This is a genomic window from Bacillus cereus group sp. N11, from assembly GCF_016483605.1.
Lineage (GTDB): Bacteria > Bacillota > Bacilli > Bacillales > Bacillaceae_G > Bacillus_A > Bacillus_A toyonensis.
The window spans coordinates 171077-186550 of record NZ_JAEHBN010000003.1 but is presented as its reverse complement, the minus strand read 5'-3'; the positions used below and the strand labels follow the sequence as shown (position 1 = coordinate 186550).

Below are 15474 nucleotides of genomic sequence, written 5' to 3'. Positions count from 1 at the left end.
GCGTATCTTATATACGCTTCTACATTACATAAAAGGGAGAGAATGAATATGACAGTACAAACAGCACAAATTGTAAAAAACTACATTGGCGGCGAATGGGTAGAATCTATTTCAACTAAGATGGAAGCGGTATACAATCCAGCAACAGGGGAAGAAATCGCCCAGGTACCTCTTTCAACAAAAGTAGATGTTGAACAAGCTGTATTAGCAGCAAATGAAGCTTTCAAATCTTGGTCTAAAACAGCTGTGCCAAAACGTGCTCGTATTCTATTTAAATATCAACAATTATTAGTAGATAACTGGGAAGAGTTGGCGAAACTTATTACGATTGAAAACGGAAAAAGCTATAACGAAGCTTATGGTGAAGTTCTTCGTGGTATTGAGTGCGTGGAGTTTGCTGCAGGTGCTCCTACATTAATGATGGGAAAACAGCTTCCTGATATTGCGACAGGTATAGAATCTGGTATGTATCGTTACCCAATTGGTGTTATAGGCGGGATTACACCTTTTAACTTCCCAATGATGGTTCCATGCTGGATGTTCCCACTTGCGATTGCGTGTGGTAATACATTTGTATTAAAACCATCAGAGCGTACACCACTTCTAGCAGCAAAATTAGCCGAATTAACTGAAGAAGCAGGCTTACCAAAAGGTGTATTAAATATCGTAAATGGTGCACACGATGTAGTAAACGGTCTTCTTGAACACAAATTAGTGAAGGCGATTTCATTTGTAGGTTCCCAGCCTGTCGCAGAATATGTATACAAAAAAGGAACAGAAAACTTAAAACGAGTGCAAGCATTAGCAGGTGCGAAAAACCATTCCATTGTATTAAATGATGCGAATTTGGAGCTAGCAACAAAGCAAATTATTAGTGCTGCATTCGGTTCAGCTGGTGAGCGTTGTATGGCAGCTTCTGTTGTAACAGTAGAAGAAGAAATTGCTGATCAACTAGTTGAAAGACTAGTAGAAGAAGCAAATAAAATTGTGATCGGTAATGGTCTTGATGAAGATGTATTTTTAGGGCCAGTTATTCGTGATAACCATAAAGAGCGTACAATTGGTTACATTGATTCAGGTGTAGAACAGGGCGCTACATTAATTCGTGATGGACGCGAAGATACAGCGGTAAAAGGAGCTGGTTACTTCGTTGGCCCAACAATTTTTGACCATGTTACAAAAGAAATGAAAATCTGGCAAGATGAGATTTTTGCTCCTGTTTTATCAATTGTTCGTGTGAAATCACTAGATGAAGCGATTGAAATTGCGAATGAGTCTCGCTTTGCAAATGGAGCTTGTATTTATACAGATAGCGGAGCAAGTGTACGTCAATTCCGTGAAACAATTGAATCAGGTATGTTAGGTGTGAATGTTGGGGTACCAGCGCCAATGGCATTCTTCCCTTTCTCTGGCTGGAAAGACTCTTTCTATGGTGATCTCCATGCGAATGGTACTGACGGCGTTGAGTTTTATACTAGAAAGAAAATGCTTACATCTCGTTGGGAAAAATAATCATGCAGAGAGAAGTAGAATCTCTCTAGTTGCTTGTAAGCGAAAGTAGCAGAAGTAGTAAAACATAAGAAGGAAGTATTAGGAGTCTACCAAATTCCTGATACTCCTTTTTCATATGCAAAATGACTGATAGAGATAGAAAGGAGCAAACAATATGCAAACTGTTAGAATGACGACGGCACAGGCCTTGGTGAAATTTTTGAATCAGCAATATGTAGAGTTTGATGGAGAACCACAAAAATTTATTAAGGGAATCTTTACGATTTTTGGTCATGGAAATGTAGTAGGCCTAGGTCAAGCTTTAGAAGAAGATGCAGAGGAATTAGAAGTATATCAAGGGAGAAATGAACAAGGGATGGCAAATGCTGCGATGGCCTTTGCAAAACAAAAACATAGAAAACAAATTATGGCATGTACTTCTTCTGTTGGTCCTGGATCAGCAAATATGATTACTTCTGCTGCAACAGCTTCTGCGAATAATATTCCCGTTTTACTACTTCCAGGTGATGTATTTGCAACGAGACAACCTGATCCTGTTCTTCAACAAATTGAACAAACACATGACTTATCTATTTCTACGAATGATGCATTTCGTGCGGTAAGTAAGTATTGGGACCGGGTGAACCGTCCTGAACAATTGATGACAGCTATGATTCAAGCCATGCGTGTTTTAACGAATCCGGCAGATACAGGAGCTGTAACAATTTGTTTACCACAAGATGTCCAAGGGGAAGCTTGGAATTTTCCAAGTTACTTCTTCCAAAAGCGTGTTCATCGTATTGAACGTCGTCTACCTACAAAAGCCAGTTTAGCGGATGCGGTGGAAATGATTAAGAAAAAGAAAAAGCCAGTTATGATTTGCGGTGGTGGTGTAAGGTACGCAGAAGCGGCAGAGGAACTGAAGCAGTTTGCTGAGACATTCCGCATTCCATTTGGAGAAACGCAAGCAGGGAAAAGCGCGATTGAAAGTAGTCATCCATATAATCTTGGCGGCATTGGGGTAACTGGGAATTTAGCAGCTAATACAATTGCAAAGGAAGCGGATCTTGTTATTGGAATCGGAACAAGATTTACTGATTTTACAACTGCATCTAAACAATTGTTTCAGAATGAAGAGGTTGAGTTTTTAAACATTAACATTTCAGAATTCCATGCGAATAAGCTTGATGCATTAAAGATTATAGCAGATGCAAAAGAAGCACTTCTTGCTCTAATAGATGAACTGCAAGCAATTGATTATCAATCTAGTTACACAGTAGAAATCGCTGATGCAAAAGAGGCTTGGGAAACAGAATTAGCACGTCTACATAATATTCGCTTTACAGATCAAGGTTTTACGCCAGAAGTTGAAGGTCATTTCGATGAGAATTTACATGAGTATGTAGACGCACTTGGTACTCAATTAACACAGACTGCAGTCATTGGACAAATGAATACATTGCTTGATGAAGATGCGATTATCGTTGGTGCGGCAGGAAGTCTTCCGGGTGATTTACAAAGAATGTGGGCAGCAAATAAACCTAATACATATCACATGGAGTATGGATACTCTTGTATGGGCTATGAGGTTGCAGGCGCACTTGGTGCAAAGCTAGCTGAACCATCGAAGGAAGTATATGCAATGGTAGGGGATGGCAGTTACCAAATGCTTCATTCTGAGCTTGTCACAAGTCTTCAAGAAAACAAAAAAATTAACGTCTTATTATTTGATAACTCCGGATTTGGCTGCATTAATAACTTACAAATGGGCAATGGTATGGGCAGCTTTGGAACAGAGTTTCGCTACCGAGACCAGAAAACTCGTAAATTAAACGGGGCAATTATGAAAATTGATTTTGCAGCTAGCGCGGCTGGATATGGCGTAAAAACGTATCGTGTTACATCGATAGAACAATTACAGGAAGCGCTTATAGATGCGAAAAAACAAACAGTTTCTACATTGATTGATATTAAAGTATTACCAAAAACAATGACAAATGGATACGATTCATGGTGGCATGTAGGTGTTGCAGAAGTATCTAATAGTCAAAGTGTACAAGCCGCGTATGAGAGTAAAGTAAGTAACTTGCAAAAGGCAAGATCTTATTAGATTAGGGCACAAAGAGAGCTTTTTATCTACATGCATATTGTTTAGGAAGCTCTCTTTTTAACGAACAGATAATAGAAGTTGGCGAAATTCTATAACATTTTATAAAAAGGAGAGACATGGGGATGTTCAAAGAAAACACGATTAAGCTTGGGATTGCACCAATTGCTTGGACAAATGATGATATGCCGGAGCTAGGAGCAGAAAATACGTTTGAACAATGTATTAGTGAGATGGCACTAGCTGGATTTAATGGAAGTGAAGTAGGTAATAAATATCCGAGAAATACAGTTGTATTGAAAAAATCATTGGAATTACGAAACCTGGAGATTGCTAGCGCATGGTTTAGTGCGTTCTTGACAACGAAGCCGCTTGAAGAGACGGTACAAGCATTTATTAAACATAGAGATTTCTTGCATGAAATGGGTGCAAAAGTCATCGTTGTATCAGAGCAAGGACATAGTATTCAAGGTTTAATGGATGTACCGCTATTTCAAAACAAGCCCGTTTTTACAGAAGAAGAGTGGAATAAGCTTGCAGATGGGTTACATCACCTCGGTAAATTAGCTCAGGAAAAGGGGCTACATATTGTATACCATCATCATATGGGTACGGGTGTTCAAACAACGGCAGAAATTGAAAAGTTAATGGATATGACGGATCCAGAGCTTGTATCACTGCTTTTTGATACAGGTCATCTAGTTTTTTCAGGAGAAGAGCCGCTTTATGTTTTGAAAAAATATTTACCTCGTATTAAACATGTACATTTAAAAGATATTCGCCAGGAAGTAGTAGATGCTGTAAAGGAAAACGAATTAAGCTTCTTACAGGCAGTGAAGAATGGTGCATTTACAGTTCCGGGAGATGGCGTAATTGTATTTGATGAAGTGTTTACTACCCTTGCAAACTCTGATTATAAGGGTTGGTTTGTGGTAGAAGCAGAGCAAGATCCAGCTTTAGCGAATCCTTTTGAGTACGCATTAAAAGCCCGAAAATTTATACAAGAAAAAGCAGGTCTGTAATTTCCGCATTTTGAGATTATCCCTAAGTTAATGATATGGCAATCAACAAATCTTCTTACAAAAGGAGTAAAAAGACGAGAAGGTTGGTTTTAAATTTAATAAATAATATTGAAATAGGTGAGTATGTAATGCCATTAGTTCAAATGAAAGATCTTTTAATAAAAGCAAATCAAGAGAATTATGGGGTTGGTGCTTTTAGTGTCGCTAATATGGAAATGGTAATGGGAGCTATTCGAGCAGCAGAAGAGTTACGTTCGCCGCTTATTCTACAAATTGCGGAAGTTCGTTTGAATCATTCGCCAATTCATCTGATTGGTCCTTTGATGGTAGCTACGGCGAAAAAAGCGACTGTCCCAGTAGCAGTTCACTTTGATCACGGTATGACGTTTGAAAAGATTAAAGAGACCTTAGAAATTGGTTTTAGTTCGGTTATGTTTGATGGCTCGCATTATCCGTTAGAGGAGAATATCCAAAGGACAAAAGAAATTGTAGAACTTGCGAAACAGTACGGAGCGACTGTGGAGGCTGAGATTGGCAGAGTAGGTGGTAGTGAAGACGGGTCAGAAGATATTGAAATGTTGCTGACAAGTACTAAAGAAGCAAAACGATTTGCAGAAGAAACAGACGTTGATGCATTAGCTGTTGCAATTGGAAATGCGCATGGTATGTATAATGGAGATCCTGCTTTACGATTAGACCGCTTGCAGGAAATTAATGAGGTAGTTCATATCCCACTCGTTTTACATGGTGGCTCTGGCATTAGTCCAGAGGATTTCAAGCAATGTATTCAACATGGTGTTCGAAAAATTAATGTAGCAACAGCGACGTTTCAGAATGTAATTGCTGCGGTTAACACTGCTGCCCTAAATACTCCTTATTCAGATTACTTTACGTATCATCAAGATGTAATTGAGGCCGCATACGAAAACGTTAAAAATCATATGCTCATATTCGGAAGTGAAAACAAAGCATAACAAGAAAAGCTTTCTTCATTAAATAATAGAAGGAACTCTTAATTTAGTTAGCTGACAAAGATAGAGAACGATAGAGTAGCCATAAAAAAAGGAGGAGAACATCATGTTAGGTAAATTAGGTGAATTAAATGAAGGATATAATGTATTAACAGAAATGAACGGTCATTGCAGTGATATGTTAATGGATATAGGCATATATAAGATGTCTAATGGAAAAGAAGAGCTGTTATTTGATAATAAGAATGAAACGGCAGTACTTTTACTAGAAGGGGCAATTCGTTTAGAGTGGGATGGAATGGAACAAGTTATTCAAAGGCAGTCTGTTTTTGAAGAAAACCCTTGGTGTTTGCATGTGGCTAAAAATGTGAAGGTTACAATTACTGCTCTTTCAGATAGTGAAGTGCTTGTTCAAAAAACAGATAATGACCAAGAATTTGCGTCCAAGTTGTATACTCCAAATGAGTGTCAAAGTGTTGTAGCTGGAGAAGGAGTATGGGAGGGAACAGCGCAGCGTGTTATTCGTACGATTTTTGACTATAACAATGCAGCATATTCTAATATGGTAGTAGGAGAAGTTATTTCTTATCCAGGACGATGGTCGAGTTACCCACCGCATCACCATGATCAACCGGAGGTATATTATTATCGCTTTAACAAGCCACAGGGATTTGGATGTGCAATGGTAGGTGAGGATGCTTATCGCGTTGTACATAATAGTTTTATTACAATTCCAGGTGAGCTAGATCACCCGCAAGCAACGGCACCTGGATATGCAATGTATTTTTGTTGGATGATTCGACATCTTGAGAATAACCCATGGAATGATCGTATCATGGAGGAAGAACACAAGTGGTTATTAGAACCAAATGCGAAAATTTGGCCAGAAAAAGAATAGATGAAAATAAAGGTTCTGGACAAAAACGATGTCACTTGCAATTGTTTTTGCTCAGAACCATTAATTTTTTGTCAATTTAGGCAGGCTCTTATGTGAGGTAACGTAAGAGCCTGTTTAAATGTACTACCTTTTTTTATGTACAATAATAAATGATATAGACAGGGAGAGAAAATCCATATCCACTAAATTAGTAAATTTACGTATTGATTTTGCTTTTAAACAGTTATTTGGAACGAAAGGAAATGAGGAAGTTTTAAAGAAGAAAAGTAATTCTGGATAATAAGGACTTGTTCATTTTAGTTTAGGAAAAATTAAGATTTACTTATTATTACTTTAACTATTTAAAGTGAAACCTTAAGAGAAAGTTTAGATAAAATAAAATTTCGCGTTATAACATAATAATGTAATTTTTATTTGAATAACAAAAAATCTTATAAAAAGGGTACTAGTAATTATTATGGAGCGTGGAATTTATTGAGTACTACAGGAGGGTTTCATGAGTAAAATAATAGTATTATTAAGGAGTCTAGATAAAAAACTAATTTTAATTTTATGCATGTTTTGTATTATTAGTACCGCTGCAATTTATAGTAGTCAACAAACTGGTCAGTATGGAAGCACAAACTTTGCATTGCAGCAAGGTAGGAACTATATAATTGGTTTTGTACTGTTAATATTTGTTGCAAGTATTGATTGGGATCAATGGCAAAAGTTCTCTTGGCCATTGTATATTGTTGGTTCTGTGGCAATTGTTATATTAAAAATACTACCGGAGTCAACGTTTACTCCCGTTAAATTAGGAGCAAAAAGATGGTTTCAATTTCCTGTTATCGGTCAAATTCAACCATCGGAGTTTTTCAAAATTGCACTAATTATATTTGTCGCCAATTTAGTAGTGAATCATAATGCCAAATATATGATTCGGACATATAAAACTGATTTCATATTGGTCGGAAAAATTATGTTAGTTTCAATTCCTCCTATTTCTTTAGTATACAGCCAGCCAGATACAGGTATGGTGTTCTTATACGCAGCATCTATTGCATGTATTTTATTTATGTCAGGGATTCAAAAGAAATTAATTGCATTTTGTACAGTCATCCCGGTAACTATATTATCTACATTAATATTTATATATAAAAAATATCCAGATTTTTTCTTTGAAGAATTAGTTACTAGGTTAAAACCGCACCAACAATCACGCATTATAGGTTGGCTAAATCCAGCTGAAAATGCAGATCAAGGATATCAAACGCAACAATCTCTTTTAGCTGTTGGAAGTGGTGAATTACATGGAAAAGGATTCGGTCAAGGTAGTGTATATATTCCTGAAAAACATACTGATTTTATTTTTGCTACTATCGCTGAAGAAGGTGGATTTATAATAGCAGCTATCGTTGTATTGGTCTTGTTACTTCTTATATATCGAATAACTATAATTGCTTATTCAGCAGAGAATCTGTTTGGTACATTATTATGTGCTGGGACAAGTAGTGTTTTAACACTACAAATCTTCCAAAATATTGGTATGATTGTTGGGATAATGCCGGTAAAAGGAATTGCACTACCTTTTTTATCATATGGAGGGAGTTCGCTATTTTCAAATATGATAATGATGGGGCTTATTTTATCGGTGCATAAAAATTATAAAAAATACATGTTTCAAGTTAATTAAAATTTAAAAATGTGTAGGGGTGTTTTTGAAAATTTTAATTTTTGGAAATAAAAAGAAATAAGATATAGTCTGGCTAAAAAACTAGAGGACACTAATTCATTAAAGCAGTCATAAAAGGTGTTTTAAGAATTGGTGTCCTCTTTATTTTGAAAAAGGAGATGGGGAAAACATGAGCCATGATTCCTCTTTCCGAACAGCATATGAAGCTCGAGAGAAACTACTTCTAGATGAACAAGCAAAGCTAGCGAATGCAGAACAAGAGGGTATGGAAAAAGGTATTGAGCAAGGTAAGATGCAAATGATTCGAGGGATACATGAAATTGGTGTACCGCTTGAAACTATTGCAAAAGCAAGTAAGTTAAGTCTGAAGGAAATAGAGCGTATCTTGAAGTTAAAATAAAAATATATGTGTCTACAGAACTCATGAGTAGAAAAAATTAGACGTTCATTATCATATTACGTCTAATCGTAAAGCATTGCTGAAGATTTTAGCAGTGCTTTTTCTCAATCAACTGTTTGATATTTTTCATTTTGCTCACAATTATATAGAAAAGTTGAAAGAAGAACGTAAATAGTCCGAAACAAATGTGTTTCGGACTATGGGTTCGATATTTTATCCATTTTATTCAACATTTTTTAAGGATTAAGAGGCTGAATTTTCTGATTTCTAAAGCGAGAAAAATGTATTACGTTAATCAATAGATACCCCGCTAGAGACAATCGGTTTTGTTGGTGCTGGCGTATCTCCACCATTAAACGAAGAGTTTTGTGATACATTTAAACTAATCATGCTACATGCTAATGCACTTACTACTACCATACTTAAAAACAATTTTTTTATTTTTTTCATTACTTTAACGCTCCTTTTCTCAAATGTTTCTTATCAGCATTATTGCTAATATAGAAATATTTGCTCGCTTTAACATGATTATTTGCCTCGTAAAATTGGAGTGCTAAAATCTCTGCATATTCTTTTACACAATCCCACATGTCCTCTTTTTCAAAATAAGAAATTGCATCAGTAACTACTTTTTCTAGTTTAATTCTAGGTAGTTCTGTGATTAGTTCATTTAAAACTGCGAAACGATGCTTATATTCCTCATTTCCTGATTCATTTGAATACTTCATTCCTTGCTCGATATATGCTTTTGCTGTTTCAACGCCTTCTAATTTATAATATGCTCGTGCTAAGACAAATAATGCTTTAAAATGGTTCGGTATGGTATTTATAATTTCAGAACTCTGTCTAATCGCCAATGGATATAAATCTTGAATATTATATAACCAGCCTAAATTAGATCGTACTCGTAATAATAATTGTTCTTCATCATACTTCTTACAAACATCAATAACCGTATTGAGACATTCTTCCGCTCTTTCAAATTCTCTTAGATCTATACAAGCCAGTCCATATACATTGTCGCATAAAGCAATATTAATTTCATAGCCTACATGATTCCGGTATATTTCTTTGGCTTTTACTACATGTTGAATCGCTTCAAATGGTTGATAAGATTGATAACAGTAAGTTGAAAATCTATACTCAAACTCGGCTTTTTCTACTTCATCATGTATATCAATTAAAAGTTCTTTTGCCTTTTCATAGTGTGTTTTCGCTTCAGTATAATTTGCTAAAATTGTAGAGTGGATTGCCTTAAAGAAATAATAATAGTAAGCTAAAAATGAAAATTCTTCTTTGATATTAGGGAGTTTTTCTATTTTATTAAAAGAATCTTTTGTAATACTCATTCCATCTACCAAGACTTTATATCTAAAATTCAGTAGGGAATAATAGAATGATACATATTGGTCTGTTTCTATTTCCTTTAAACGTTCTTTTACTTGTAGATATGTCTGTTTTGCTTCTTTTACATGATATAAACGCATTTCTTCATACCATTCATGTAATAATTCCATCAATTGCTTATTACTTTTTTCTTGAACAGTCATAATATCCCCCATTTCTCTGTAAAGGCTTATTCTGATAATAACAGGAAATAGATACATTAAATTTAACTATGATTTTTTTCACTAATATACAGAATATTCTGAATAGTTTACCTATCCGTACTTTTAAATTTTAAATAGTAAAATTAAGGCAGTACAAGTTTCGTTAATGGATTTTTTAACTGTTGTCTATTGAATACTTCTTATAAGCGGTGGCGTAGCACTATAGTAGAAAAAGAGAGAGCTTATACTATCATGGTATTGAGAAATATATAGGGCTTATTAAGCTTCAAGGGATTCCTCGAAAATAAATAGAAGTATATCCATATCTATTTACATTGAAGAGGGAGCGTTAGTTTATGATAAGTTTTGGGATTAATTTACGCAATATTATTAGTTATACACAAGAGAGTAGGAATCTTAATAATATACGGATTTTTAGTAAGTTGGGTATAAGATTATTTGATATATATGGAGAACCATTACCTGTATCAGATGTTAATCGAGAATTAGTAACGGCATTAAAACGCCAAGACATAAATACGCAAAGATATATATTAAGTCATTTACAAGGTTAGAAAAACCGATATTATGCTGCGTTTTTTCAAACGTACGTTCTTCCTTCCTGATAAACCAAGAAGCTATCATCGAAAGTTTGTGAAATTTTATTTTCTTAAATCGAGTGAATTAAGTTGTAATATTTTAATGCGGTACTATAGTTTGTATCACCATGAAATGTATAAACCTCGTCTATATCAATAAAAATAGAATAAAGAATGTGTAATGAAGTACCCATCCAATTATTATGTGTATCACAATTGGATGGGTATTTTTTTACTTATTCCAAAATAGGGACAAAGCTAAATGCAATGGATAGTCATCAAAACGCGAGTGTACAGATGTAACAAATGAAATTTCTATTCATAAAAGTGTTTCTTCTATTTAATCAAATATGATTTAATACTTTCTTAGTTTTGGTTAGGGAAATTTATATACTTGAAGTAAAGGGGATAATTTTTAATGAAGGGGGAGGGGAATTTGAAAATTTTCAACCTAGTTGCTCCTACACAAACAAAAAATGAAGATTTACCATTCGATATTTCCTGGATGACCGATTGGATTGTAGACTGGTTTGGTTCTTTGTTTAATGGCGGCAGTGATGTAATGAAAGATGGTGGAGATAAAATAGATGGGGCAGCTCATGCGAGTGTGCCTGCATTTTTTGATGTTATTTTCCTTATCCTTTCTGTAGTAATTTTAATTTCTTTATTAGTTTTTGGAGCTTCTTTATGGTTTAAGCATATAAAGTGGAAAAAGCGATCCATTTATTTTGGAGTAGGTTCATTTATACTCATACTACTAATAAGGATTTTACCAGTGTTAATGCTGACAACCCGTTCTTTTGATTTTCAAACCTTTATGAGTAATTTGATGGGCTTAATTACTTCTATAATTTTAGGAACAGCTGTTTTAATGTTTTTAATATCTCTAGCATTAGGTATGCTTTATAAGAAATTTGAACATCCCAAATATGGGAAATGGAGTTCAAGTTTGAGATATAGTTCAATTTTTATATTTGTAATGACATTGTTAGTACCGGCCTTACTGCGTCATTTATAATCTTTGTTTATATAGGAGAAGGAGGAATAGTGCAGGTAATTTCTATAATGTTTCTGTGTAATTATGCTAGTGCTCGTTCTCCTCTAGATTTCTGAGTTAAGTCTAATACATTAAAAAGAATTTTGTTATATGAAGTTTTTGCAAAGGGGGAGAGGTACTAGTGACTACTTTTGTTGTGATGGTGAGTATATTCTTAATTCTGTTTGTAATTGGTCCCAAAGCGACTAAGAGAAAAGAAGAAAGAGATAGAATTGAAAAAGAACATAAAGAGAAAATAGAGGATTTAGAGGAAGAAAAGATTGAATTAGATATTAATGGGACTAAAGTACGGTTACACAAGAAGCCAAAGCTAAAGAAAAGTATATATAAAATAAAGGATAACAGGTAATTACTCAGTTTTTTCATTTTAGCCAATTCATCTCCCACCTACTCACTTCGCGTTCCTTGAGGAAGGAGTCTTCTTGGCTAAAATGATAAATAAAAAGTACGTGAGTCGGAACTGCCGCTCTTTTAGGAGGAATTCAAGACACCAAAAGGACGCGTATTGGTAAGCAGGTTCAAAAATAGTATATGTGATAAGAAAAAGTCCTATACAAAAAAATTACTGTAAACAAAGCCTATGTGTATGTGAAATAAAGAAGAGCCGTTCTATTTGGAGGGCTCTTCTCGTTTGAAGAATTAATATTAAAATAGTCTATCCATTAAATTTTGAATATCATGTCTTCTTTTTTCTATTTTATTTTTATTAATTGTATACTAATTACCCTCAATTATTGATTGAGGGTAAAGAAGTAACTGTTGAGACTAAGTTTACTGAAAAAGAAAAAAGGTTTTGTAAAGCTAGCCATTACTTTCGTTGATACTAAACAGCAAGAAAGAGAAATAGTAGTGTTTGAAGACTTATTACATAAAGGTCATGTAATTGTAACATACCCTGACATTAATCAGATTTGGAAAAAGAAAAACAAATTTGCACACTATACTTGGGATCTAGTTGAGACTTATATCAAAGTCAAAGGAAAGTGGGGTTATCTTTATAGTACAAAGGAGCAAGATGGAGTTAATGATGACTAGTTAATTTCATAATTAAGAAATAGTTAAGAAATAGTTAAGCCCGGTTTAAAATTTGCTTTCTATACTAAAAACATAAGCATACAAGAAAGTTGGTGTTCTTACATGAGTGCAATAATAAAAACTACAAATTTAACAAAGATTTATGGCAATCAGAAATCAGTTGATAATCTTAATATAACCGTAAATCAAGGAGAAATTTACGGCTTTTTAGGTCGAAATGGTGCAGGGAAGACGACTACAATTAGAATGTTATTAGGATTGATAAAGCCCACCCATGGAAAGATTGAAATATTTGGAGAAGATTTATTTAAAAATCAAAAAGAAATCCTTAAAAGAATTGGGTCTATTGTTGAAATTCCTGGATTTTATGAGAATCTTACAGCACGGGAAAATCTACTAATTAATGCAAAAATTATTGGGATACACAAAAAAAATGCAATTGATGAAGCGTTAGAAATCGTGGGATTGCAACATGAAACTAAAAAGCTTGTGGGTAAATATTCTTTAGGGATGAAGCAAAGATTAGGGATTGCTAGATCTCTTCTTCATTACCCAGAATTATTAATATTAGATGAGCCTACTAATGGTTTGGATCCAATAGGAATTAAGGAAATTAGAAGATTGATACAAAATTTGGCTAAAGAAAGAAAAATTACTTTATTAATATCCAGCCACATTTTATCGGAAATAGAACAGTTAGTAGATCATATGGGGATTATTCATGAAGGCAAGCTCTTAGAGGAAATCGAATTTAACAGCCTTAGAAAAAAGAATCGTAAATATATTGAGTTTCAAGTATCGAATGACAATAAAGCTACAAAAATCTTAGAGAAGAACTTTGGCATTTTCGATTATGAAGTTCATAATGAGGGGATTATTCGCGTTTATTCTAAACTTGGGCAACAAGGAGATATTAATAAAATATTTGTACAAAATGATATTCAGGTTTTGAAAATTTTGATGAGTGAAGACAGATTAGAAGATTACTTCACAAAATTAGTTGGAGGTGGAACAATTGGTTAATCTGTTATATACAGAATTATTAAAGCTAAAACGATCCCATATGTTCTTAATTAGTATTCTCGGTGCATCGGTAGTACCTTTTATGGTAGTAGTAGCATCATTTGTAAGCTTAAAAACTAAACACCCTACTCCTACTATTGTATTTAGCCAATTGTTTGGTGAAGTAAATTTATATACTGTTCTAATAATAGGAGTACCACTATATGGGGTTGTAACCGCCTACCTATTTATTCGGGAATATACAGAAGATACATTAAAGAATTTATTAACCATACCTGTATCACGTATGAATTTTCTTATAAGTAAATTCTTGCTTCTATTTTCGTGGATTATGATGTTAACTTTTGTAGCATGGGGATTAACATTATTATTAGGGATAATATTTCAATTTGATGGACTAAGTTCATCCTTAATAAGGGAATCTTTTGTACAATTTTTGATAGGTGGATTATTGCTTTTTATTTTATCAACACCAATCATACTTTTAACAATTGTACTTAAGAATTACGTACCGACCATTGTATTTACAGTTGTAATAACCATGATTAATTTAATGACAGCAAATTCAGAACATAGAGGATTGTTTCCATGGGCAGCAGCAGGTGATATTTCAAGAAATACGCTTCAGCCCACTTATCCTCCCGAGTACTCCTATATAGGTATATTCGGAACATCTATTATCGGATTAGTATTATTGATTTCATATTTTAAAAAGGTAGATATCCATTAAGAAAAATAAAATGGGACCATCTAAAACTATTAGGTAGTAACAAAAAGTAGATTAAAAAAATTATAATTAGTGTTTGATTTATATATATCGTAAGGAGGATTTTCAAAATGTCTTTTTCTCAATTCAATATTGATGCTTTTCGAGCCGTTAACGATTTAGGTAAACAGTACCCATTTCTCAATTCTACTATGACGTTCGTGGCAGAATATATGGTATATTTCTTAGCTTTAATTATTGTAGTGTATTGGTTTACTCGATCTAACCAAAATCGAATGATGGTTGTTCAAGCGATGATTGCTTTTGTGATTGCTGAGGTTATCGGGAAAATAGCAGGAAAGTTTCATTCAAATTATCAACCATTTGCAGAGTTACCCAATGTTAATAAATTGGTAGAGCATGCTGTTGATAATTCATTTCCAAGTGACCATACAATTTTATTCTTTTCAATTTGTTTTTCATTTTGGCTTGTTCATAAAAAGATTGGTTGGCTATGGATTACACTTGCATTCTGTGTAGCCATTTCTCGTATCTGGGTAGGAGTTCATTATCCTTTCGATGTTATGACAGGTGCTATATTAGGGATTGCTTCAGCGATAATTGCTTATTGGTTAGTACCAAAAGTTACTTTCTTGAAAAGATTACTTTCTATATATGAAAAAGGGGAAAACTACATTTTACCTGCAAAAGATAAATCAAAAAATTTTTAAGGAAAAACATCTGAATTATAAGTAGCTTTTTGCTTATAGTGTTAATTTGATGTTAGGTAAAGATGCAACATTTCTAGGACAATTGAAGTGGCTTAAGCTTGCCACTTCAATTGTCCTAGAATAACTAAGTAAAAATATGGTTTATATATGTATCATAAATACGAATAACGTTTTATTGGTAAGAATTTACTTATCGCATTTTTTGGAAG

General features: G+C 34.0%; 14 protein-coding genes and 2 pseudogenes. 14 read left to right on the top strand and 2 right to left on the bottom strand.

Translation table 11 applies throughout. The features are described 5' to 3' along the window. Positions 1 to 48 precede the first annotated feature (48 nt). The 7 genes and pseudogenes from JDS98_RS06920 to JDS98_RS06890 all read left to right on the top strand — a co-directional run. Complete coding sequence (locus JDS98_RS06920) at positions 49 to 1512, top strand: CoA-acylating methylmalonate-semialdehyde dehydrogenase (RefSeq protein ID WP_199633694.1); 1464 nt, start codon at positions 49 to 51, stop codon at positions 1510 to 1512. Positions 1513 to 1666: 154 nt separating this feature from the next. Beyond that, positions 1667 to 3601 carry a 3D-(3,5/4)-trihydroxycyclohexane-1,2-dione acylhydrolase (decyclizing) gene (iolD, locus tag JDS98_RS06915; RefSeq protein ID WP_199633693.1) on the top strand — a complete coding sequence of 645 codons (1935 nt, stop codon included), beginning with the start codon at positions 1667 to 1669 and terminating at the stop codon, positions 3599 to 3601. Positions 3602 to 3723: 122 nt separating this feature from the next. Continuing rightward, complete coding sequence (gene iolE / locus JDS98_RS06910; RefSeq protein WP_199633692.1) at positions 3724 to 4620, top strand: myo-inosose-2 dehydratase; 897 nt, start codon at positions 3724 to 3726, stop codon at positions 4618 to 4620. A gap of 128 nt (positions 4621 to 4748) precedes the next feature. Continuing rightward, positions 4749 to 5594 carry a class II fructose-bisphosphate aldolase gene (locus JDS98_RS06905; RefSeq protein WP_199633691.1) on the top strand — a complete coding sequence of 282 codons (846 nt, stop codon included), beginning with the start codon at positions 4749 to 4751 and terminating at the stop codon, positions 5592 to 5594. Between the two features lie 103 nt (positions 5595 to 5697). After that, positions 5698 to 6489: a 5-deoxy-glucuronate isomerase gene (locus tag JDS98_RS06900; RefSeq protein WP_098392125.1), complete on the top strand. Its 792-nt coding sequence runs from the start codon at positions 5698 to 5700 to the stop codon at positions 6487 to 6489. A 496-nt stretch (positions 6490 to 6985) separates the two neighbouring features. Continuing rightward, positions 6986 to 8164 (top strand): FtsW/RodA/SpoVE family cell cycle protein, encoded by a 1179-nt coding sequence (locus JDS98_RS06895; RefSeq protein WP_199633690.1) that lies wholly within the window; start codon positions 6986 to 6988, stop codon positions 8162 to 8164. A gap of 163 nt (positions 8165 to 8327) precedes the next feature. After that, positions 8328 to 8564, top strand: a pseudogene (locus JDS98_RS06890) (Rpn family recombination-promoting nuclease/putative transposase); the annotation flags it as partial. 291 nt (positions 8565 to 8855) lie between these two features. On the opposite strand, the gene JDS98_RS06885 reads toward JDS98_RS06890, so the two are convergent. Both JDS98_RS06885 and JDS98_RS06880 read right to left on the bottom strand, forming a co-directional pair. Further along, on the bottom strand, positions 8856 to 9014 hold the full coding sequence (locus tag JDS98_RS06885) for a Phr family secreted Rap phosphatase inhibitor (RefSeq protein ID WP_000721354.1): 159 nt from the start codon (positions 9012 to 9014) through the stop codon (positions 8856 to 8858). Further along, entirely contained in the window at positions 9014 to 10114 is a 1101-nt protein-coding gene (locus tag JDS98_RS06880) for a response regulator aspartate phosphatase (protein WP_141555955.1), read from the bottom strand. Before JDS98_RS06880 ends, JDS98_RS06885 begins: the two co-directional genes overlap by 1 nt. A 356-nt stretch (positions 10115 to 10470) precedes the next feature. Between JDS98_RS06880 and JDS98_RS06875 the strand changes: the two genes are divergently transcribed. The 7 genes and pseudogenes from JDS98_RS06875 to JDS98_RS06845 all read left to right on the top strand — a co-directional run bounded on the left by JDS98_RS06875 (position 10471) and on the right by JDS98_RS06845 (position 15265). Continuing rightward, positions 10471 to 10689: a hypothetical protein gene (locus JDS98_RS06875; RefSeq protein ID WP_046960315.1), complete on the top strand. Its 219-nt coding sequence runs from the start codon at positions 10471 to 10473 to the stop codon at positions 10687 to 10689. Positions 10690 to 11131: 442 nt separating this feature from the next. Next, entirely contained in the window at positions 11132 to 11731 is a 600-nt protein-coding gene (locus tag JDS98_RS06870; RefSeq protein ID WP_199633689.1) for a hypothetical protein, read from the top strand. Positions 11732 to 11891: 160 nt separating this feature from the next. Next, positions 11892 to 12119, top strand: coding sequence for a hypothetical protein (locus JDS98_RS06865; protein ID WP_088123153.1), 228 nt, complete (start codon positions 11892 to 11894; stop codon positions 12117 to 12119). Positions 12120 to 12501: 382 nt separating this feature from the next. Then, positions 12502 to 12682: pseudogene (locus tag JDS98_RS30145) on the top strand (VaFE repeat-containing surface-anchored protein); the annotation flags it as partial. 225 nt (positions 12683 to 12907) lie between these two features. After that, positions 12908 to 13828, top strand: coding sequence for an ABC transporter ATP-binding protein (locus tag JDS98_RS06855; protein WP_088123155.1), 921 nt, complete (start codon positions 12908 to 12910; stop codon positions 13826 to 13828). Then, a complete protein-coding gene (locus JDS98_RS06850; protein WP_000247702.1) occupies positions 13821 to 14558 on the top strand; it encodes an ABC transporter permease in 738 nt (245 codons plus the stop codon). Before JDS98_RS06855 ends, JDS98_RS06850 begins: the two co-directional genes overlap by 8 nt. A gap of 107 nt (positions 14559 to 14665) precedes the next feature. Next, on the top strand, positions 14666 to 15265 hold the full coding sequence (locus tag JDS98_RS06845) for an undecaprenyl-diphosphatase (protein ID WP_088123156.1): 600 nt from the start codon (positions 14666 to 14668) through the stop codon (positions 15263 to 15265). Positions 15266 to 15474 lie beyond the last annotated feature (209 nt).